This is a genomic window from Psychromonas sp. KJ10-5, assembly GCF_055808325.1.
Window position 1 is genome coordinate 2,835,813 of sequence record NZ_CM147864.1, and the last position, 21,649, is coordinate 2,857,461.

At 40.5% G+C, this 21,649-nt stretch carries 12 protein-coding genes, 1 tRNA gene and 3 rRNA genes; 7 read left to right on the top strand and 9 right to left on the bottom strand.

Annotated elements, in window-relative coordinates; all coding sequences use genetic code 11:
* The first annotated feature begins 75 nt into the window (after positions 1 to 75).
* On the top strand, positions 76 to 714 hold the full coding sequence (crp, locus tag AC0L3W_RS12440) for a cAMP-activated global transcriptional regulator CRP (RefSeq protein WP_025565472.1): 639 nt from the start codon (positions 76 to 78) through the stop codon (positions 712 to 714).
* Positions 715 to 1,769: 1,055 nt separating this feature from the next.
* Here crp and rrf read toward each other — a convergent pair.
* From rrf to AC0L3W_RS12460, 4 genes are all read right to left on the bottom strand, one after another.
* Positions 1,770 to 1,885: ribosomal RNA gene (gene rrf / locus AC0L3W_RS12445) — 5S ribosomal RNA — on the bottom strand.
* A 148-nt stretch (positions 1,886 to 2,033) separates the two neighbouring features.
* Positions 2,034 to 4,922, bottom strand: a 23S ribosomal RNA gene (locus tag AC0L3W_RS12450).
* Between the two features lie 443 nt (positions 4,923 to 5,365).
* A tRNA-Glu gene (locus AC0L3W_RS12455) sits at positions 5,366 to 5,441 on the bottom strand.
* A gap of 104 nt (positions 5,442 to 5,545) precedes the next feature.
* Positions 5,546 to 7,088: ribosomal RNA gene (locus AC0L3W_RS12460) — 16S ribosomal RNA — on the bottom strand.
* Together the 16S, 23S and 5S rRNA genes with 1 tRNA gene alongside form the textbook arrangement of a ribosomal RNA operon.
* 520 nt (positions 7,089 to 7,608) lie before the next feature.
* On the opposite strand from AC0L3W_RS12460, the gene AC0L3W_RS12465 reads away from it, so the two are divergent.
* Complete coding sequence (locus AC0L3W_RS12465) at positions 7,609 to 8,151, top strand: gamma carbonic anhydrase family protein (protein ID WP_290041654.1); 543 nt, start codon at positions 7,609 to 7,611, stop codon at positions 8,149 to 8,151.
* Between the two features lie 344 nt (positions 8,152 to 8,495).
* Positions 8,496 to 9,287: a 2OG-Fe dioxygenase family protein gene (locus AC0L3W_RS12470; protein ID WP_290041655.1), complete on the top strand. Its 792-nt coding sequence runs from the start codon at positions 8,496 to 8,498 to the stop codon at positions 9,285 to 9,287.
* A 93-nt stretch (positions 9,288 to 9,380) separates the two neighbouring features.
* On the opposite strand, the gene argH is transcribed toward AC0L3W_RS12470, so the two are convergent.
* The 5 genes from argH to argC all read right to left on the bottom strand — a co-directional run bounded on the left by argH (position 9,381) and on the right by argC (position 15,378).
* Positions 9,381 to 11,261 (bottom strand): argininosuccinate lyase, encoded by a 1,881-nt coding sequence (gene argH, locus AC0L3W_RS12475; RefSeq protein ID WP_290041656.1) that lies wholly within the window; start codon positions 11,259 to 11,261, stop codon positions 9,381 to 9,383.
* A gap of 154 nt (positions 11,262 to 11,415) precedes the next feature.
* On the bottom strand, positions 11,416 to 12,624 hold the full coding sequence (locus tag AC0L3W_RS12480) for an argininosuccinate synthase (RefSeq protein ID WP_290041657.1): 1,209 nt from the start codon (positions 12,622 to 12,624) through the stop codon (positions 11,416 to 11,418).
* A gap of 20 nt (positions 12,625 to 12,644) precedes the next feature.
* Positions 12,645 to 13,559, bottom strand: coding sequence for an ornithine carbamoyltransferase (locus AC0L3W_RS12485; RefSeq protein WP_290041659.1), 915 nt, complete (start codon positions 13,557 to 13,559; stop codon positions 12,645 to 12,647).
* Between the two features lie 14 nt (positions 13,560 to 13,573).
* Positions 13,574 to 14,356, bottom strand: coding sequence for an acetylglutamate kinase (gene argB / locus AC0L3W_RS12490; RefSeq protein WP_290041662.1), 783 nt, complete (start codon positions 14,354 to 14,356; stop codon positions 13,574 to 13,576).
* Between the two features lie 11 nt (positions 14,357 to 14,367).
* Entirely contained in the window at positions 14,368 to 15,378 is a 1,011-nt protein-coding gene (gene argC, locus AC0L3W_RS12495; protein WP_409440378.1) for an N-acetyl-gamma-glutamyl-phosphate reductase, read from the bottom strand.
* A gap of 625 nt (positions 15,379 to 16,003) precedes the next feature.
* Here argC and argE point away from each other — a divergent pair.
* The 4 genes from argE (at position 16,004) to tusA (ending at position 21,587) form a co-directional block, all read left to right on the top strand.
* Complete coding sequence (gene argE / locus AC0L3W_RS12500) at positions 16,004 to 17,149, top strand: acetylornithine deacetylase (RefSeq protein ID WP_290041665.1); 1,146 nt, start codon at positions 16,004 to 16,006, stop codon at positions 17,147 to 17,149.
* Positions 17,150 to 17,313: 164 nt separating this feature from the next.
* Entirely contained in the window at positions 17,314 to 19,956 is a 2,643-nt protein-coding gene (gene ppc / locus AC0L3W_RS12505) for a phosphoenolpyruvate carboxylase (RefSeq protein ID WP_290041666.1), read from the top strand.
* 257 nt (positions 19,957 to 20,213) lie between these two features.
* Positions 20,214 to 21,224 (top strand): hypothetical protein, encoded by a 1,011-nt coding sequence (locus AC0L3W_RS12510; RefSeq protein WP_409440377.1) that lies wholly within the window; start codon positions 20,214 to 20,216, stop codon positions 21,222 to 21,224.
* A 120-nt stretch (positions 21,225 to 21,344) separates the two neighbouring features.
* Complete coding sequence (gene tusA / locus AC0L3W_RS12515; protein WP_290041670.1) at positions 21,345 to 21,587, top strand: sulfurtransferase TusA; 243 nt, start codon at positions 21,345 to 21,347, stop codon at positions 21,585 to 21,587.
* Positions 21,588 to 21,649: the final 62 nt, after the last annotated feature.

Below are 21,649 nucleotides of genomic sequence, written 5' to 3' on the forward strand. Positions count from 1 at the left end.
ACATAACTAAAATGAATTAGTGAATAAATAACAAGAAGTAGCGGTTAAGCTATTACTACAGACAAAGGGAAATTTATGATCATTACCAAACCTCAGACCGATCCAACGTTAGAATGGTTTTTATCACACTGCCATACGCATAAATACCCAGCTAAAAGTATGTTAATTCACGCAGGTGAAAAAGCTGATACTTTATATTTTATTGTTAAAGGTTCTGTTGCAGTTGTTATTAAAGACGAAGACGGAAAAGAGATGATTCTATCTTACTTAAACCAAGGTGACTTTATCGGTGAGCTAGGTTTATTTGATAAAGAAGAGAATCCAATTCGTAGTGCTTCAGTTAAAGCTAAATCAGCTTGTGAAGTAGCAGAGATCTCATACAAAAAATTCACACAGCTAATTACAGTAAACCCTGAAATTCTGATGCGTCTTTCTCGTCAAATGGCGAACAGACTGCAAGTGACTAGCCAAAAAGTGGGTAACTTAGCATTCTTAGACGTAACAGGTCGTATCGCAAATACATTACTAGACTTAGCAAAACAACCAGATGCAATGACTCACCCAGACGGCATGCAGATTAAAATCACTCGTCAAGAGATTGGTCAAATAGTAGGTTGTTCACGTGAAACTGTTGGCCGTATTTTAAAAATGCTAGAAGAGCAAGGCTTAATCTCTGCACACGGTAAAACAATCGTAGTATTTGGTACTCGTTAATCAGCTCTACATAATCGATTCTAAATAATATAAAAATAAAAACCGCTTAATTGCGGTTTTTTTATATCTAAAAAACCTCCTAGTTATCCATTACAACAGACAGCAACTAGACTAAATGCCTTATAACACAGCAAAGGTAACAAATATATTCGTTAGAAAGCATCAGAAGACTCTATAGCATTAATAAGAGCCATCAATATGACATACAACTCCTAATGCTAATAATAGGTGTAATTTGATATTACGGAAGCAGAGAGAATTAGACGGCAGCATGATGTTTTAAGCTGAGACCCTGCCTCTCTTTTTCTAAATGTTTGTTTTAAGGGCTACACATTTGATATTGATTAGTTTTGCTCATTGGAGTTAAGACAAACAACACAATTAGCGAGAGCAATTAAGCACAACTTAATAACTGGGGGGAGGCTTTAGCCTGCAGTTTTTATGTTGATTAAACCGGAAAAGTAGTTGTAATCATCGAGTAAAGTTTGATGTAAATAAGCTTAGTAATAAGTGAGCTTTCTGGTTACATGAGCAAAAGAGGTCTGCAGTTTCTTTTTTCAACCTACTTGTTTGAGGCTTCGGCTTTTGATCTACTCAATGCCATGTTGGATCGTTTATTCCTAGCGGCTAATCGTCGAATACAATGATTAACTGCGATTAACCAATCAATACTCGATAAATCCCTAAAAACCAACACAAACAACTGCAGGCTGAAGCCAGCGCCCCTTAAAAGATGTGTCGCAATTGATATATAAATAACGATAAACTCAGATATAGTCGAATTTTAAACATAAAAAAACCCTGTCGATGTTAATCAACAGGGTTCGTTTAATGAGGCGCTTGGCGATGAAAAGTCGTCGCGGATCCACCAGAGCACGCCGAGCTTAGCCCGCTCATAAACCGATACTGGCGTATCATTTGCCCCTAGCTATCACACATAAGGCCAGCCACTCCGTGGCACTTTATTTACCCCATGCTCAAGTCGCTATAAAACCAACAGCCAATAACGAAAAAATCCCTGCTGACATAGTCAACAGGGATTGTTCGAATTAGGCGCTTGGCGATGACCTACTTTCACATGGGGAGACCCCACACTATCATCGGCGCAGCTGCGTTTCACTTCTGAGTTCGGCAAGGGATCAGGTGGTACCACAGCGCTGTGGCCGCCAAGCATAAAATTTAATTAGGAAAGTGATAATCTAATGTTCTTTAGTCGTTCTGTATAATCGTAGCAGTTATGTAAATACGCTATCACAAGCGTTATATTTTAATGTCTTCTTTGACACTCTTGGTTAACAGCAACACTACTTAGGTGTTGTATGGTTAAGCCTCACGGGTAATTAGTACAAGTTAGCTCAATACGTTACCGCACTTACACACCTTGCCTATCAACGTTGTAGTCTCCAACGGCCCTTCAGGGAACTTAAAGTTCCAGTGAGAACTCATCTTGAGGCTCGCTTCCCGCTTAGATGCTTTCAGCGGTTATCGATTCCGAACGTAGCTACCGGGCAATGCTATTGGCATAACAACCCGAACACCAGCGGTTCGTCCACTCCGGTCCTCTCGTACTAGGAGCAGCTCCTCTCAATTCTCAAACGCCCACGGCAGATAGGGACCGAACTGTCTCACGACGTTCTAAACCCAGCTCGCGTACCACTTTAAATGGCGAACAGCCATACCCTTGGGACCGACTTCAGCCCCAGGATGTGATGAGCCGACATCGAGGTGCCAAACACCGCCGTCGATATGAACTCTTGGGCGGTATCAGCCTGTTATCCCCGGAGTACCTTTTATCCGTTGAGCGATGGCCCTTCCATTCAGAACCACCGGATCACTATGACCTACTTTCGTACCTGCTCGACGTGTCTGTCTCGCAGTTAAGCTGGCTTATACCATTGTACTAACCTCACGATGTCCGACCGTGATTAGCCAACCTTCGTACTCCTCCGTTACTCTTTGGGAGGAGACCGCCCCAGTCAAACTACCCACCAAACAGTGTCCCAAACCCCGATTCAGGGGCCATGGTTAGAACTCAAAACATACAAGGGTGGTATTTCAAGGTTGGCTCCACCGCATCTGGCGACGCGGTTTCAAAGCCTCCCACCTATCCTACACATGTAGGCTCTAAGTTCACTGCTAAGCTATAGTAAAGGTTCACGGGGTCTTTCCGTCTAGCCGCGGGTACACAGCATCTTCACTGCGATTTCAACTTCACTGAGTCTCGGGTGGAGACAGCATGGCCATCATTACGCCATTCGTGCAGGTCGGAACTTACCCGACAAGGAATTTCGCTACCTTAGGACCGTTATAGTTACGGCCGCCGTTTACCGGGGCTTCGATCAATAGCTTCGACCTAAGTCTAACCACATCAATTAACCTTCCGGCACCGGGCAGGCGTCACACCCTATACGTCATCTTACGATTTAGCAGAGTGCTGTGTTTTTAATAAACAGTTGCAGCCATCTGGTATCTTCGGCCCCCAACAGCTTAGAGAGCAAGTCTCATCACCGTCAAGGGCGTACCTTCTCCCGAAGTTACGGTACCATTTTGCCTAGTTCCTTCACCCGAGTTCTCTCAAGCGCCTTGGTATTCTCTACCTGACCACCTGTGTCGGTTTGGGGTACGATCCTTATATTTCTGAAGCTTAGAGACTTTTCCTGGAAGTATGGCATCAATGACTTCACTACCTTAGTAGCTCGACATCGAGTCTCAGCGTTAATAGAAATCCGGATTTACCTAAATCTCCCGCCTACACTCTTGAACCTGGACAACCATCGCCAGGCCCACCTAGCCTTCTCCGTCCTCCCATCGCAAAATATAAGGGTACGGGAATATTAACCCGTTTCCCATCGACTACGCCTTTCGGCCTCGCCTTAGGGGTCGACTCACCCTGCCCCGATTAACGTTGGACAGGAACCCTTGGTCTTCCGGCGGGGAGGTTTTTCACCCCCCTTATCGTTACTCATGTCAACATTCGCACTTCTGATACCTCCAGGATGGTTTACACCTTTCCCTTCGACGGCTTACAGAACGCTCCTCTACCACGCGTATAAATACGCGTCCGCAGCTTCGGTGATATGTTTAGCCCCGTTAAATCTTCCGCGCAGGCCGACTCGACTAGTGAGCTATTACGCTTTCTTTAAAAGATGGCTGCTTCTAAGCCAACTTCCTAGCTGTCTAAGCCTTCCCACATCGTTTCCCACTTAACATATACTTTGGGACCTTAGCTGGCGGTCTGGGTTGTTTCCCTTTCCACGACGGACGTTAGCACCCGCCGTGTGTCTCCCATGATTGCACTTGTTGGTATTCGGAGTTTGCAAAGGGTTGGTAAGTCGGGATGACCCCCTAGCCTTAACAGTGCTCTACCCCCAACAGTGATACATGAGGCGCTACCTAAATAGCTTTCGAGGAGAACCAGCTATCTCTTGGTTTGATTGGCCTTTCACCCCCAGCCACAAGTCATCCCCTAATTTTTCAACATTAGTGGGTTCGGTCCTCCAATTGATGTTACTCAATCTTCAACCTGCTCATGGCTAGATCACCAAGTTTCGGGTCTAATCCCAGCAACTATTCGCCCAGTTAAGACTCGGTTTCCCTACGGCTCCCCTAAATGGTTAACCTTGCTACTGAAATTAAGTCGTTGACCCATTATACAAAAGGTACGCAGTCACGGAATAAATCCGCTCCTACTGCTTGTACGTACACGGTTTCAGGTTCTATTTCACTCCCCTCACAGGGGTTCTTTTCGCCTTTCCCTCACGGTACTGGTTCACTATCGGTCAATTAGGAGTATTTAGCCTTGGAGGATGGTCCCCCCATATTCAATCAGGATTTCTCGTGTCCCGACTTACTCGTTTTCACTGTAAAGAAGTTTTTGTGTACGGGACTATCACCCTGTACCGTGGCACTTTCCAGAGCCTTCCACTAACTTTTAAACAGCTTAAGGGCTGTTCCGATTTCGCTCGCCGCTACTTTCGGAATCTCGGTTGATTTCTTTTCCTAAGGGTACTTAGATGTTTCAGTTCCCCTCGTTTGCTTCGCTATGCTATGTATTCACATAACGATGACACTAAGTGCCGGGTTGCCCCATTCGGAAATTCCAGGATATAACGCTTGTTATCAACTCCCCTGGACTTATCGCAGATTACCACGTCCTTCATCGCCTCTAATTGCCTAGGCATCCACCGTGCACGCTTATTCACTTAACCATACAACACCTAAGAAGTGTCATTAAGCAATTTATATGATGTTAAAAACATCCTAAATTGCATAAATACGCAACTGGGTTGCTGTATGTTGTTTCCAAGACGCTTGCGACTCTCATATTTACATATGAAAAACGTTTACGTTTTTCGTGCACCTAACACTCAAAAGAGTGTGTAGATACGTACTCATTACATTTGCATGTAATGTGCATTTTATTTTTGCTTGATTACAATACTAAAACCGAAGTTTTAATATTGAGAACTCGTTTAATTCATCGTAATGAATTAAACATTTCGTTTTATTTATCACACCAATCAACACTAAGTGTCATTGTTTTTGTGCGATAAATAAGAACATTTATCAGCTTTCCTAATTGTTAAAGAGCAGTGTTAAAAAACACTTTATAAATTTTTCTATTTATAGAGTATCTTTCGCTAGATAGTGTTGGTATCCCCAAGGGGATTTGAACCCCTGTTACCGCCGTGAAAGGGCGGTGTCCTAGGCCTCTAGACGATGGGGACCCGGAACTATTTTTGCGCTTTATCATTCTAATCAAACAATCTGTGTGGGCACTCATTATTACTTGCGCCAATGTACCTAAGTACAAAGGATGTGTTTCTTTACGTAAGGAGGTGATCCAGCCCCAGGTTCCCCTAGGGCTACCTTGTTACGACTTCACCCCAGTCATGAACCACACCGTGGTCATCGCCATCCCGAAGGTTAAGCTAATGACTTCTGGTGCAGCCCACTCCCATGGTGTGACGGGCGGTGTGTACAAGGCCCGGGAACGTATTCACCGTGGCATTCTGATCCACGATTACTAGCGATTCCAACTTCACGGAGTCGAGTTGCAGACTCCGATCCGGACTACGACAAACTTTAGGAGATTCGCATACCATCGCTGGTTAGCAGCCCTTTGTATTTGCCATTGTAGCACGTGTGTAGCCCATCCCGTAAGGGCCATGATGACTTGACGTCGTCCCCACCTTCCTCCGGTTTATCACCGGCAGTGTCCCTAGAGTTCCCGGCATAACCCGCTGGCAAATAAGGATAAGGGTTGCGCTCGTTGCGGGACTTAACCCAACATTTCACAACACGAGCTGACGACAGCCATGCAGCACCTGTCTCAGAGTTCCCGAAGGCACTCATCTATCTCTAGGTGATTCTCTGGATGTCAAGGGATGGTAAGGTTCTTCGCGTTGCATCGAATTAAACCACATGCTCCACCGCTTGTGCGGGCCCCCGTCAATTCATTTGAGTTTTAACCTTGCGGCCGTACTCCCCAGGCGGTCTATTTAATGCGTTAGCTTTGAATCCCACGGCATATAGCCACAAAATTCTAATAGACATCGTTTACTGCGTGGACTACCGGGGTATCTAATCCCGTTTGCTCCCCACGCCTTCGCGCCTCAGCGTCAGTCTTTGTCCAGGTGGCCGCCTTCGCCACTGGTATTCCTTCAGATCTCTACGCATTTCACCGCTACACCTGAAATTCTACCACCCTCTACAAAACTCTAGTTAACCAGTTTCAAATGCAGTTCCAAGGTTGAGCCCTGGGATTTCACATCTGACTTAATTAACCGCCTACGCGCGCTTTACGCCCAGTAATTCCGATTAACGCTCGCACCCTCCGTATTACCGCGGCTGCTGGCACGGAGTTAGCCGGTGCTTCTTCTGCGAGTAACGTCACAGCTGCACTCTATTAAAGTACAACCTTTCCTCCTCGCTGAAAGTGCTTTACAACCCGAAAGCCTTCTTCACACACGCGGCATGGCTGCATCAGGCTTGCGCCCATTGTGCAATATTCCCCACTGCTGCCTCCCGTAGGAGTCTGGACCGTGTCTCAGTTCCAGTGTGGCTGGTCATCCTCTAAGACCAACTAGGGATCGTCGCCTTGGTAAGCCATTACCTTACCAACTAGCTAATCCCACTTGGGCTACTCTTATGGCGTGAGGCCCGAAGGTCCCCCACTTTGATCCGGAGATGTTATGCGGTATTAGCAGTCGTTTCCAACTGTTGTCCCCCACCATAAGGCATATTCCCAAGCATTACTCACCCGTCCGCCACTCGTCAGCAAAGTAGCAAGCTACTTTCTGTTACCGTTCGACTTGCATGTGTTAAGCCTGCCGCCAGCGTTCAATCTGAGCCATGATCAAACTCTTCAATTTAAAGTTTAATTTGCAACCTAAGTTGCGACTCAATATTACTGACTAAAACTATGTACCGAAGTACAATGTTATTCTGAATTAATGAATTAATTCGTGTGTCACTTCTATTGATGTTGCCTAACAAGTAGGACTTTGATTTTTTTTGAAATCACATCAACAATAAGTGCTCACACAGATTGTTTGATTAAATTGTTAAAGAGCGTGCCTTTCGGCTAGGCGGCGTATATTACGCGCCTTTCGAACAATGTCAACGTTAATTTTCAACTTTATTTCGAAGCGAACTTCGAAGCGTTTACTGCGTTTATTTTGTTCTCAAACTCGCTGGGTAACTTGCGTTCCGTCCCGTGTCTGTGGGTGCGCATTATAGGGATTAAGATCTCATTGGCAAGCGTTTTATTGCGATTATTTTCAATTAATTTTTATACCTACTTTGACCACAAGTTATCCACAAATTTGCTTTTGTTATCCACACTTTTGTATCGTATAGTGAGGTTTTACTCTTTATATCAAAAGGTATTTTATGTTTCCTACACTTCGCCCATATAGAAATATTCACCCTACTATTGGAAATAATGTTTATATTGATCCATTTTCTTCGATTATTGGTGATGTAATGTTAGCTGATGATGTCAGTATTTGGCCTATGTGTGTTTTACGTGGCGATGTAAATAACATTTCTGTTGGTGCTCGTACTAATATTCAGGATGGATCTGTGCTCCATGTTGCTAGAAAAGGTGAAGCATCTGTAGATGGATACTCTTTAACTATTGGTGAAGACGTTACTGTTGGCCATAAAGCAATGTTGCATGCTTGTACTATTGGCAACCGTGTTTTAATCGGTATGGGTGCGATTATTTTAGATAATGCCAATATTGAAGATGATGTGATCATTGGTGCTGGGGCATTAGTGCCACCTAATAAGTTATTACAATCTGGTTTTCTTTATATAGGCTCACCAGCTAAAGCTGCTCGACAACTTACTGAAGCAGAAATGGCTTTTTTGAAACGTTCAGCAAGCCATTATGTTAATTTAAAAAATGAGTATCTTGAAGGAAGCCTTTAACTCACTTCTTATCTTGTCTATAGATACTCGCTTAACTAGTTTTTATAGGTAATAGTATTTAATCAATGTGTATTTGTACTATTACCCTCCAGCTAAGTACTCCTGTATTGCTCTTATTCTATTTACTTGTTGCACATCTACCTATTAAACAAATGACATGCCTTATTATTTAAAAGCATAAGCCTCTCTTTTTAAATGATTATTATTTCTATAATCACTCCTCTTACCATTCTTTTTATGACCATTTTATGTAATAAAAACTCGCCTCGTTGATTTTTACTCAATCCAACGTTGCTACTGAGAATAAGCAATTCCGCTTATTCGTACATAAAATGGAATCAAACATGATAAATACACACTTAGAGCACATTAGCTCGTTAGTTAAATCACCGTCTACCCCTTATACGCCTTATTGGGGGTTTCAAACCGAGCAAGATCTTTCTCAAGGAGATTGGAGTCAAACTGATATTAGCCAGCACATTAACTTACCTGAATGGCAAACTTACCTACATGATCTACCGAGAGACACTTATGTAGATGCACGTTGGAAAAGAATGTCATGGTTATACTTGGATGAAACCGGAGAAGTGAATACTTTGGATAATTGTCCAATGGCGCAGGGAGGGCAATATAATGATGCAGATACAATGGCTAACAAGTTACGATATTATCCTGCTTTAAAAACAGATTTTTTACAACGTGAAGATGTACAAGATTTTATCAAAGCTTGGGCTGATTTATGGGGTATTAATCCGAAAGAGCCTATCTTAATGCAAATTAACGGAGTCAAAGGCGATCAAGCTTTAGATCCACTTCAGGGACAAGGTATACATCAAGATGGTAGCCAGTTTTTGAGTATATTGGTATTAAGTAGAGAGAATGTAACCGGAGGGTTTAATACTTTATATCATGACAAAGCAGGACAAAAACAGATCACTCACACAACATTAAAGCCAGGTGAGGTTATGCATATACGCGATAACCAAATATTCCACAGTGTTTCATCAGTACAACCACTTAATAATAGCCAACCTTTTGAGCGTTTTATTATTATCATTAACTGTCGTTTTAACGACCCGTTCCAAAATAAAATATTACGTCAGCACTTTCCTGATGTGGTATTAAACCAAGGGTAGAAACCAGTATAAAAAAAGAGTGCAGTCATTAATGGCTGCACTCTTTAGTTTTCTTAAGATTAAACTGACTATTGCTTATATAAAGTAGAGTTCTTAGCTTTTGCTCATCTCTTTTTGTAGCAACATGCTTGTTTTGTAGTTTAACTCTAATGCTTTTTCATCATTAGCATGCTCACTCACAAACATTGCACAATCTTTTAATACTTTTTCAGGCATTGTTTTTTTACTTGCCGGACTAAATCCTTGTTTCATGTAGAAATCAGGCATACGAGTCAGTGCAAATAGGCGTTTAATTTCTAGTTTTTCAGAACGTTTCACTAGTAGATTAACAATAGCACTACCTTGACCACGACCTTCGTAACCAGGTTCGATACCTAATGAACGAATTTCAGCTAATCCGGTGTCATATACATGTACTGAACCACAACCAGTAACTTTCCCGTCCAATTCTGTAACAACAAATTCATCTACTGAATGGGTAAGGTCTGCATTATCTCTTGGTAGATTCTCACCTTTTTCAGCCCAATGATTAACCATTTGCTCGATACGCTCAACATCATCGATACAAGCAGGTCTAATCACTACACTTGAACTATCACGTTCCGCTAAACGTTTCTCAGCTTCAGTTAATGCATGTTCAATTTGTGTAGGCGATACACCGCCTAATGCTACACGTGCCGCTAATGTTGCTTCTAATGTTAATGTTGGATACACATCTTCTTCAATTACATCAGAGAATTGTTTAAATTCAGCCACAGTAAGATCTTCTAACGGGACACCTTTTTCAATGGCAGCAACAACTGCTACACCTACAATATGGTGTGCTTCACGGAAAGGAATACCTTTTGCAACTAGATAATCAGCAAGCTCGGTGGCATTAGAGTAACCGCCCTGTGCTGCTTCTTTGGTACGTTCTTCATTTACTTTAAGGTCTGTTAAGGCCATTGATGCCATTTCTAAACAGTCGCCCCATGTATCGAGCGCATCAAATAAGCCTTCTTTATCTTCTTGCATGTCTTTGTTGTAAGCCAAAGGCAGTGCTTTTAATGTCATTAACATACCAGCTAATGAACCAAATACACGACCTGATTTACCACGGATTAACTCCATTGCATCTGGGTTTTTCTTCTGAGGCATTAATGATGAGCCAGAAGTGACTAAGTCAGACATTTCAATAAAGGCAGACTCACCACTGTTATAGAAGATTAAATCTTCAGCCATACGTGATAAATGCACCATAGATAATGTTGCACAACTCATTAGTTCAACAACATGGTCACGATCTGACACTGAATCTAAACTATTACGCGTTGCTCTTTCAAAGCCTAGTGAGTGAGCTAGTGCAGTACGATCCATCGCATAAGCAGTACCCGCTAGAGCACCACTACCTAATGGACAAGTATCCATACGCTCAACACAACCTTCTAAACGGCTATGATCACGCTCTAACATTTCAAGGTAAGCTAAACACCAGTGAGAAAATGTAACAGGTTGTGCACGTTGAAGATGGGTATAACCCGGTAATATAACACCTTGATGAATACGCGCTAATTCGATTAGTTTTGCTTCAAGTTGTTCTAAGTGAGCAATTAACTCTTTAGCCGTTTTTTTACACCAAAGTTTTAAATCGGTTGCAACTTGGTCATTACGGCTACGGCCTGTATGTAGCTTTTTACCTAAGTCGCCTACTTTATTGATTAATTGACCTTCTACCCAAGAGTGGATGTCTTCTGCATCTGACTGTAATACCTGTTCAGGATTAGTTTGTACTGACTCCAACAGTTCGTTCAAACTAACTTCAATACTTTTTTGCTCTTCAACAGTTAATACATCAACTGATAACAAGGCATTAGACCAGGCAATAGAACCTATAATATCTTGTTCAGCAAGACGGTAATCGAATTTTAATGAATCATTAAATAATTTAAACTTTGTGTCTGCCGCTTGACTGAAACGTCCGCCCCATAGTGCCATTTGTTACTCCATTCTGACTTGGTAGTGAACCAAATCCATTAATTAAGGGATTGGTAATATTACAATGCTATTTATAAAGGCTCTTTTTAAAAGCGCTTATAAATAGAAATTCCTGCCCCGAAAATCGAGGCAGGAATTTTATAACATATTTTGTTTATTTGTTACTGTTTAGCTTACGAATACGGCTAGACAGTGAATATAAACGGATGAAACCTTCAGCATGTTTTTGGTCATAAACATTATCGTCACCAAACGTAGCAAACTCTTCAGAGTATAAGCTGTTTGGTGATTTCTTCTTAACCGCAACTGCTTGCCCTTTGTATAAACGAACAACCACTTCACCATTAGCATCTTTTGCTAATGATTCAGACGCTGCTAATAAAGAGCCACATAATGGAGTGAACCAACGACCGTCATATACTAAGTGAGCAAACTCTTGGCCCACTTGGTCACGCCAGCGACGAGATGGTTTATCATGTACTAATTCATCGATACCACGAAGTGCAGTTACCATAACAGTACCTCCCGGTGTTTCATAACAACCACGAGACTTCATACCGACAGTACGGTTTTCTGTAATATCAATACGACCAACACCGTGTGCTGCTGCTTTTTCGTTTAATAACATTAGTGCGTCATATGGAGATAGCTCAACACCATCAACAGCAGTTACACGTGCATTTTCAACTTTTAATGTTACGTATTCTGGCTCATTTGGCGCATCAAGTGGATCCACTGTTAATGTCCAAACACCTTTACTTGGCTCGTTGTATGGGTCTTCTAACTCTCCACCTTCATGAGAGATGTGCCATGCGTTTGCATCACGGCTATAGATTTTAGTCGCAGAAGCAGTTGTTTTAATATCACGCTCTGCAAGATAATCCAGTAGGTCTTCACGAGATACCATATCCCACTCACGCCATGGTGCAATTACTTTTAGCTCTGGTGCTAAAGCAGCGAAACAGCTTTCGAAACGGATTTGGTCATTGCCTTTACCAGTACAACCATGACAAACTGCGTCAGCACCTACTTTTAATGCAACTTCAACTTGTGCTTTAGCAATGATTGGACGCGCCATTGATGTACCTAGTAAATAAGTACCTTCGTATACTGCGCCAGATGCGATCGTTGGGTAGATATAGTCTTTAACAAACTCTTCCTTTAGATCAACGATATGACATTCAGATGCACCTGAAGCGATTGCTTTCTCATGCAAACCTACTAACTCTTCTTCACCTTGGCCAACATCGGCACAAAACGCAACAATTTCACAATCATCATACGTTTCTTTTAACCATGGAATGATCGCTGATGTATCTAAGCCGCCTGAATAAGCGAGAACTACTTTTTTAACCTGGCTCATTAATTGTTTTCCTTTCTCAATTATTTCTGTTTATTAATTAGGGTAAGCATAATTGCGTTTTGAATATGCATTCTATTTTCAGCTTGATCAAAAATCAATGAAGCTGGGCCGTCCATTACATCTGAAGTGATATCTAAACCACGATGTGCAGGTTGACAGTGTAAAACATGCTTAATACCAGTGTGGTCAAGCAAAGCTTGATTGATCTGATAAGGCATAAATTTAGCTTTAATTTGTTCTAATGGTGTGTCATCACCCATTGATAGCCAAGTATCACCGTAAACCACATCGTAACCTTGAATATCATCGATATTATTAGTCACAGAAATAGTCGCACCAGTTTGTTTAGCAATCTCTTCTGCTTTTTTCATAATTTGTGCATCAGGACTATGACCAAGAGGGCAAACCGCAGTCACGGTTGCACCTAAAATGGCACCTGCAATGAATAAAGAATGAGTAACATTGTTACCATCGCCAATATACGCTAATTTAACCTGACTTAAATCATCATAGTTTTGCGAAATAGTTAAAAAGTCTGCCATCCCTTGACATGGGTGGTATAAATCACAAAGTGAATTAATCACAGGTACTGATGCAAACTCTTCCATTTCTAGCAATGTATTATGGTCAAATACTCGTGCCACAATACAATCAGCCCAACGAGAGATATTTGCAGCAAAGTCTTTAACGTCTTCACGGCTCCCCATTGCACCATTAGTTTGATCTAAATAAACAGCATGGCCGCCTAGTTTATTAACACCGATATCAAACGTAACACGTGTACGTAGTGATTGTTTTTCAAATAAAGTTACAACACTCTTACCTGCAAGAGATTGTGCATATTTACTTGGGTTTGCTTTTAAATCTTTACCCAATGCAATCAGATCCAACGCCTGTTGCTGAGTCATTTCCATTCCGGTTAATAAATTATCCATGATTAATCTCTACTTTATTTAATTACTTTTGTACCCACTGCTTTACCTGCTAGCAATGAGACTAAATTTTCTGGGTTCTTCCAACTTGCTAGCATCACATAACCTAGCTCATCGGCAGCTTGTAATGCAGCTTTGACTTTCACCGCCATGCCATCTTGAATCACATCTTCAGCAATTAATTTATCTGCCAGTTGAGTATTTAATTCAGAGATCACTTGTTTATTAGCATCCCATACGCCATCTACGTCTGATAAAAAGACTAATTCAGCCCCCACCAGCTCACAAATAGCAATAGCAGCTTGGTCTGCATTTACATTGTATAAATTACCATCTTCACCAATTGCAATTGACGAAATAACAGGTAAAAAATCACCTGCTAATAGGCTATTAATTAACGCTGGGTTATTTGGGCTACAAACCCCCACAGCCCCTAAGTCTGGATCCATCTGTTTCACTGAACAGCTAAAACCATCAGCTAATGATAAACCAACCGCAGACAAACCTGCTTGTAATGCTTTTGCCATTAATAGTTTATTTGATGTACCCGCTAATGCACCTGCAACATAAGGAATTTGATCGAATGGTGTAATACGCAAACCATTCTTCTTTTCACTTTTGATGTTCATTTTATTAAGTACATCTTCAACAATAATACCGCCGCCATGCACCAATAATAATGGACGTTGTTGTATTGCTAAATAAGCAGTTAACGCAGAAAAAAGATTCGTTAATGCTTGGTTGTTTTCTAATACTGCTCCGCCTAGCTTAATAAGTAACGGTTTTTGTTGTTGTGTCATCACTAACCGCCTTATAAAATTGAAGTCGTAATATTAAAGCCAAAACGCAGGTTAATACATTGCATCGCTTGCGAAGAAGCACCTTTTAATAAGTTGTCAATTGCACTAAATACTACTAAGTCTTCGCCATCAACCGCCCAACCTAAATCACAGAATGGTGTCCCTACTACGTTTTTAAGTGCAGGTAATGTCCCTTCCATTAAGCGTACAATTGGCTTATCTGCATAGGCACTTTGGTAAGCTTGACTCACTTGCTCTACAGTAACACCTTCATTTAACACAACATTGATACTCGCTAAAATACCACGTTTAAAACTACCAAGGTGCGGCGTAAAGACGACACTAGTCCCTAAATGTTGATCAATTTCAGGTTTATGGCGATGTGTAAACACGCCGTATGGTTGCAAACTAACTTCACAGAAACTACTTACTACACTCGCTTTACGTCCAGCACCACTTACACCACTGGTTGCATTAATAGTTGGCTTGATACCTTGTTTAATTAAGCCAGCTTCAAATAAAGGCTTAAGCGCCGTTAACGAAGCTGTCGTGTAACAGCCTGGTACAGCGATTAAGTCAGTTGTTTTAACTTGCTCGGCATTCCATTCAGCTAAACCATAAACCGCTTTTTCTAATAATTCAGGATATTGGTGTGTGAAACCATAGTATTTTTCGTAAAAGCCTGTTGATTGCACTCGAAAAGCACCAGATAGATCAAATACAACGGTATTTTCAGCTAAAAAAAGAGGCGCTAAGTCGTGGCTGACTTCATGCGCAGTAGCCAGTATAACAATATCAATATTTTCGCAAGCCGCTTTAATGCCACTTACACCCAGTGGTTGTAATGGTAAATCAACACAACCACGTAAATTGCCATATAACTCAGAGATCTTTTTGTCTTTATCCAAGCTACCTTCTGAAACATATAGTCCTGATAACTCAATACTTGGATGACGAGTTAAAAACTGCGCTAATTCAGCACCAGTATAACCACTTGCTCCAACCACGATTGCTTTTAACATAAAGAAAATTCCTGTTTCATTACTGACTTAAGAGATAATAAATAAATGCAAAAGGCACAAAAGTAATCACTACCTTTGGCCGAAAGCGATATTTTAAATCAAAGTGACTATTTATTCAATAAACATGAATAAATATACTATAAATGATAAGTTATTCATGTTTGGTTAAAAAAAACCAGATATTAAAGAACTAAAAAAAACGGAAAAAAATCAATAAGCAACTGATTAAAAACAACTTAATATTAAAAAAATAAATAATTAAGTACTTAAATTGTAAGCAATAAAAGAGTCAATTAAGTCATTTTGATGAGCATTTAAGTAGTTAGTAGCGATTTAAATTGCAAAAAATATTCAAAAAATCGCTCTTTTTTTAAATAACTAAATAATTTATTTATTAGACAGTATAAAAAGAGCTTTAATTTATCAGTGAATCGAGCATAGAATGAATTCAAGCGAGATCGCCATGAAGCGATTTTTGAGCCTTAATTTATTCAGATAATAAACATGCAATGACATGCTTATGAGCAGTCTATTTGATGAGCGAGGCAGTATTTTAATGCGTGTTTAAATGCTTCTCCATTATTGCTAAGTACCAGTGTTTTACAGTTTAACTTCAAGGAATAGTATGTCATTACCCGCATTTACGGACCTATATAAAGGCCTTATAAAACTACCTTCTATTAGCTCAAGCGATAGTTCTTGGGATCAAAGTAACCTTGCCGTGATTAACCAATTAGCAGAATGGTTAGGAGATCTTGGTTTCGCTATTGATATTACAGAAGTCGCTGCAGCGCCAGGTAAATTCAACCTTGTTGCCACCCTAGGCAAAGGGGATGGCGGTTTATTATTAGCAGGACATACTGATACCGTGCCTTATGATGAAGGTAAATGGCAAACCGACCCATTTACCGTCACCGAAAAAGACAATCGTTTTTACGGTTTAGGTACCATTGATATGAAAGGTTTTTTTGCTTTTGTAATTGAAGCATTAAAAACTATGGAGCGTGAAAAATTTACTAAGCCTCTACGTATTCTTGCGACTGCCGACGAAGAAACAACTATGTCCGGTGCACAACAAATATCAGAGCAAAAGCACTTTAAACCTGATTATGCAGTAATTGGTGAGCCAACAGGAATGGTACCCGTCACCATGCATAAAGGGCATATGTCCGAAGGTATTCGCATTACCGGTAGAAGTGGGCATAGTTCAGATCCTGATAAAGGATTAAATGCCATCGATGTCATGCACCTGGTTTTATCAGAACTTAAAAAGGTACAACAGACCTTTAAAGACAAGTATCACAATCCACATTTTGAAGTACCGTATCCAACACTTAACTTTGGAGCGATCACTGGAGGCGATAGCCCCAACCGTATTTGTGGTTGTTGTGAATTACATATCGATATGCGCCCTATTCCAGGTGTTACTACTACAGAATTATTTATCACTGTAAAACAGGCTTTATCTGAAATTGAGAAACGTTACCCCAATAGCGTAGAAGTGTTTCATTTACATGAACCAATTCCTTCTTATGAGTGCCCGATTCACTCAGATCTTATTGATAATGCAGAGATTTATACAGGTAATAAAGCAACCAGCGCGAATTACTGTACCGAAGCGCCATTTATTCAAGCATTAGGTTGTGACACCATAGTATTAGGCCCTGGACATATTGCTCAGGCGCATCAACCTAACGAATATTTAGACCTTTCTTTTGTAAAACCGACCCAAGCGGTCATAGAAAAGCTCATTCAACGCTATTGTGTGTAATGGGTTGTTAATAGGCATTCTGTAATTTAGTTACAGGCATGCCTATTTAATAAATCGAAATAGTACAATGAAAAAGCACCTTGATTGACTAGGCGCTTCATTATGGTATTTTATTTAGTTCCACTACAAAAAATGTAATTTTATTACAATAATAAGGAAGTACGATGACAGAAACATATGCAAACTTACGAGGTAACGTGGGTTTATTAGGACAATTATTAGGTAAGAGTATCAGTGACCATCTTGGTGAACCCTTTCTTGAGAAAATTGAAACTATACGCCAACTGTCTAAATCATCTCGCGCTGGTAATGGGAAAGATGGTGAGCGCTTAATTGAAGTACTGTCTAATTTAAGCGATAACGAATTACTACCTGTCGCACGTGCATTTACTCATTTCTTAAATCTTGCAAATATTGCAGAGCAATTCCATGGCATTTCTCGCCACTGTGATTCAGAAGTTTGTGCACCCGATCCATTACAAACTTTAATTGCTAAACTAAAAAACAGTGACGTTTCAGAAGAGCAAATTGTTAAGTCTGTTTCTGAATTAAAAATGGATATGGTATTAACCGCACATCCAACAGAGATTACACGTCGTACTCTGATCAATAAACATACTGCGATCAACCAATGTTTAAGCCTATTAGAACTTACTGATATTTCAGATAAAGAGCGTGACCAACTATTAGTTCGTCTTGAGCAATTAATTACTCAAGCATGGCACACCAACGATATTCGTAAAAACCGTCCTACTCCGGTTGATGAAGCTAAATGGGGTTTTGCTGTTATTGAAAACAGCTTGTGGGAAGCCGTTCCACAATATGTCCGTGAATTAGATAAAACATTACAAGATGGTTTAGGCATTTCATTGCCACTTGATGCTTCTCCAATCAAATTTACTTCATGGATGGGTGGAGACCGTGACGGTAACCCATTTGTAACCGCGAAAGTAACAAAAGAAGTATTAATCACTAGCCGTTGGGTAGCAGTTAGCTTGTATCTTGAAGATATTCAGCAGTTAACGAAAGAGTTATCGATGGATAACTGTGACCCAGTATTACGTGCCATTGTTGGTGAAGAGGCTGATGAGCCGTACCGCGTTATTTTACGCAAGCTACGTAATGAATTAAAAGAAACTTTAACCGCGCTAAGTGCCACATTACAAGGTCACGATAGTACAGCTAAAGATATCATTGTCAGCACTAAACAACTAAAAGAGCCATTACAACAATGTTATGACTCACTTGTTAATATGGGCATGAAGTCTATTGCTAACGGTTTATTATTAGACATTCTACGTCGCGTAAACTGTTTCGGTGTTAACTTAGTTAAACTAGATATCCGCCAAGATGGTGAACGTCACGGCGATACTTTATCTGAGCTAACACGCTACTTAGGCATTGGTGATTACAATGCTTGGAGCGAAGAAGATAAGCAAGCCTTCTTACTACAAGAATTGAACAGTAAACGTCCACTGATCCCTACAGCTTGGGAGCCTTCAGCAGACGTACAAGAAGTACTAGATACTTGTAAAGTAGTTGCACAAACAGATCCTGAAGCATTAGGTATTTACATTATATCTATGGCACGTGAAGCATCTGACGTACTAGCAGTTCAACTATTATTAAAAGAAGTGGGCTGTCCATTCCGTATTCCGGTTGCTCCATTATTTGAAACACTAGATGATTTAAATAACGCAGCAGATGTAATGAAACGCCTGTATGCAGTTGACTGGTACCGTGGTTACATTGGCGGAGAGCAACATGTGATGATTGGTTACTCTGACTCAGCAAAAGACGCCGGTGTAATGGCAGCTAACTGGGCGCAGTACACATCACAAGAAGCATTGATCAAAATCAGTGAAGATAACGACATTCAACTAGTTCTATTCCACGGACGTGGCGGCACAATCGGTCGAGGTGGTGCTCCAGCACAACAAGCCTTATTATCGCAACCTCCTGGTTCATTGAAAGGTGGTTTACGTGTAACTGAACAGGGCGAGATGATCCGCTTCAAATTCGGTTTACCAAAAGTAGCGATCAACAGTTTAGATATTTACACTGCAGCTATTTTAGAAGCAAACTTACTGCCGCCACCAGCACCAAAACAAGAATGGCGCGATGTTATGCAGCAATTTGCTGAACAATCATGCGAGGAGTATCGTTACTTTGTTCGTGAAGAACCTGACTTTGTACCTTACTTCCGTAGCGTAACGCCTGAGCTAGAGCTAGGTAAATTAGCACTAGGTAGTCGCCCTGCGAAACGTAAAGCGAATGGTGGTGTTGAAAGCCTACGTGCAATCCCATGGATCTTTGCATGGAGTCAAAACCGCTTAATGCTACCAGCTTGGTTAGGCGCAGGGACTTCATTAAAAACGTTACTAGATGAAGGTAAAAAAGAGGTGTTACGTGAAATGTACGTAAACTGGCCTTTCTTCCATACACGTTTAGAAATGTTTGAAATGGTATTCATGAAAGCAGATGAAGAATTAACAAAATTCTACGAAGAGCGTTTAGTTCCAAAAGAGCTATGGCCTTTAGGTGAACGTCTGCGTGAAAATCTTAAACTAACACGTGAAACAGTATTAGAAACAATTCCTGATCATAAGTTAATGCAAGAACAACCATGGATTAAAGAGTCAATTAAATTACGTAATCCGTATGTTGACCCACTAAACATGTTACAAGCTGAGTTATTATCTCGTTCACGTTCATGCGAACAAAACGAAACAATTAACCCAGATATTGACCAAGCATTAATGGTAACCATCGCCGGTATTGCTGCTGGTCTTCGTAATACAGGTTAATCTCTACAAGATTTTTACTATTCCCAGCCCACTTTTGTCGATAGATAAAAGTGGGCTTTTTCTTTTTGGCTACCTTTCTATCAAACACTCCTCAACTGTTTTAGCAAAACTCCATATTTGACACATATTATTGGCCTTCAAGCATGCTAATCTGTTGTTATAGCAATTTCATTAAATACACGACCTAGTGTTGCACCAAAGAAAAATAGAGTCGATCGTTAATGAAATTAATCTCACGAAGCACAAGAGGCATTACTATGATGAAAGTTTACTTACCGTCTACATTAATTGGTTTGACCCTATTTTTGCAGGGCTGTGATAACAGTGAAGCGCATACAACTAATACAATAAGTGCTGCCGAATATAAAGGTTCAGGCTCAGTAACCTTCGGCATAGCGGAAACCACTACACCCAATCTATTTCCTAAAGGTGGTCGAGTGGCAGAAATAGGAACAATCAAAAGCATCAATGACAATACAACTTGGACAGTACCTGCGGCCGTCAACTTTACTAATGATAAAATTCCATTTGCTCCAGATTTATACAACGATTATGGTCAACGATATAACGACGCTAAAGCAGCCTTAGCAGCACTAGATACAAAAGATATAATTGAAATTGATGCTGATGGAGAAATAGTCACTGTTTATATATTTGCTGATAACTATTTTGAAATGTATATCAATGGCGTTGCTGTTGGTAAAGACCCGGTTCCTTTCACTCAATTCAATGCCAATATCATTCAATTTAAAGTGAAAAAGCCTTTTGATGTCGCAGTATTAGCGGTTGATTGGGAAGAAAACTTAGGCACAGGTACGGAGTCTAATCGTGGTGTTTCAGCACACCCTGGTGATGGAGGTTTTGTTGCCGTGTTTAAAAATGCAGATGATCAAACTATCGCCATCACAGATAGTACTTGGAAAGCACAAAACTATTATACCTCTCCAATCACAGACTTGAGCTGCTTAACTGAATCTGGCACTTCTCGTTTATCAACGCAATGTACTATAGAAGGAACTAATGATGCTTCTGTTTTATATGGAGTACATTGGGCAATACCAAAAGGTTGGGAGAAGCAAGGTTACGATGATAGTCAATGGCCTGCTGCAACAACCTTTAGTAATGACACTGTCGGTGTTGATAACAAAAAATCATATACCAACTTTACCGACATTTTTGACAATACAGAGCAAGATGCACAATTTATTTGGTCTACTAATTTAAACTTAGATAATAAAATTTTGTTAAGAAAAACAGTCGCGAAATAAAGCATGTTATTCACCTAAAAAAGATTATAACCGAGGATGCTGACTTCCTTGGTTATAATAATGTTTGCGCCGAGATTGGATATGTTAATATTAGCTTTTTAAGCTAGATTCGGTAATAACATGACAAACGAAATAACAATTAAACAACTTGATGCATTAGGTTTACGCTGCCCAGAGCCAGTAATGGTCATTCGAAAAACGGTACGTAAACTCGCAACAGGCGATATGTTAGAAATCATTGCTGACGATCCAGCAACCACTCGAGATATACCCAGTTTTTGTCGTTTTATGGAACATCAGTTAGTTGAGGCGCAAACCGACACTATCCCCTACCGTTATATCATCAAGAAAGGCTTAAAATAATATTTTTGAAAGAGATACTACTTATTAAATAATTTATAAGTTTTTCTAAGCTTTACCAACCT

Coding starts and splice junctions, on each gene's coding strand:
- AC0L3W_RS12485 (WP_290041659.1), bottom strand. CDS start 13,559: ATGGATAATTTATTAACCGGAATGGAAATGACTCAGCAACAGGCGTTG.
- AC0L3W_RS12465 (WP_290041654.1), top strand. CDS start 7,609: ATGTTTCCTACACTTCGCCCATATAGAAATATTCACCCTACTATTGGA.
- crp (WP_025565472.1), top strand. CDS start 76: ATGATCATTACCAAACCTCAGACCGATCCAACGTTAGAATGGTTTTTA.
- argC (WP_409440378.1), bottom strand. CDS start 15,378: ATGTTAAAAGCAATCGTGGTTGGAGCAAGTGGTTATACTGGTGCTGAA.
- AC0L3W_RS12480 (WP_290041657.1), bottom strand. CDS start 12,624: ATGAGCCAGGTTAAAAAAGTAGTTCTCGCTTATTCAGGCGGCTTAGAT.
- ppc (WP_290041666.1), top strand. CDS start 17,314: ATGACAGAAACATATGCAAACTTACGAGGTAACGTGGGTTTATTAGGA.
- tusA (WP_290041670.1), top strand. CDS start 21,345: ATGACAAACGAAATAACAATTAAACAACTTGATGCATTAGGTTTACGC.
- argH (WP_290041656.1), bottom strand. CDS start 11,261: ATGGCACTATGGGGCGGACGTTTCAGTCAAGCGGCAGACACAAAGTTT.
- argB (WP_290041662.1), bottom strand. CDS start 14,356: ATGACACAACAACAAAAACCGTTACTTATTAAGCTAGGCGGAGCAGTA.
- AC0L3W_RS12510 (WP_409440377.1), top strand. CDS start 20,214: ATGATGAAAGTTTACTTACCGTCTACATTAATTGGTTTGACCCTATTT.
- argE (WP_290041665.1), top strand. CDS start 16,004: ATGTCATTACCCGCATTTACGGACCTATATAAAGGCCTTATAAAACTA.
- AC0L3W_RS12470 (WP_290041655.1), top strand. CDS start 8,496: ATGATAAATACACACTTAGAGCACATTAGCTCGTTAGTTAAATCACCG.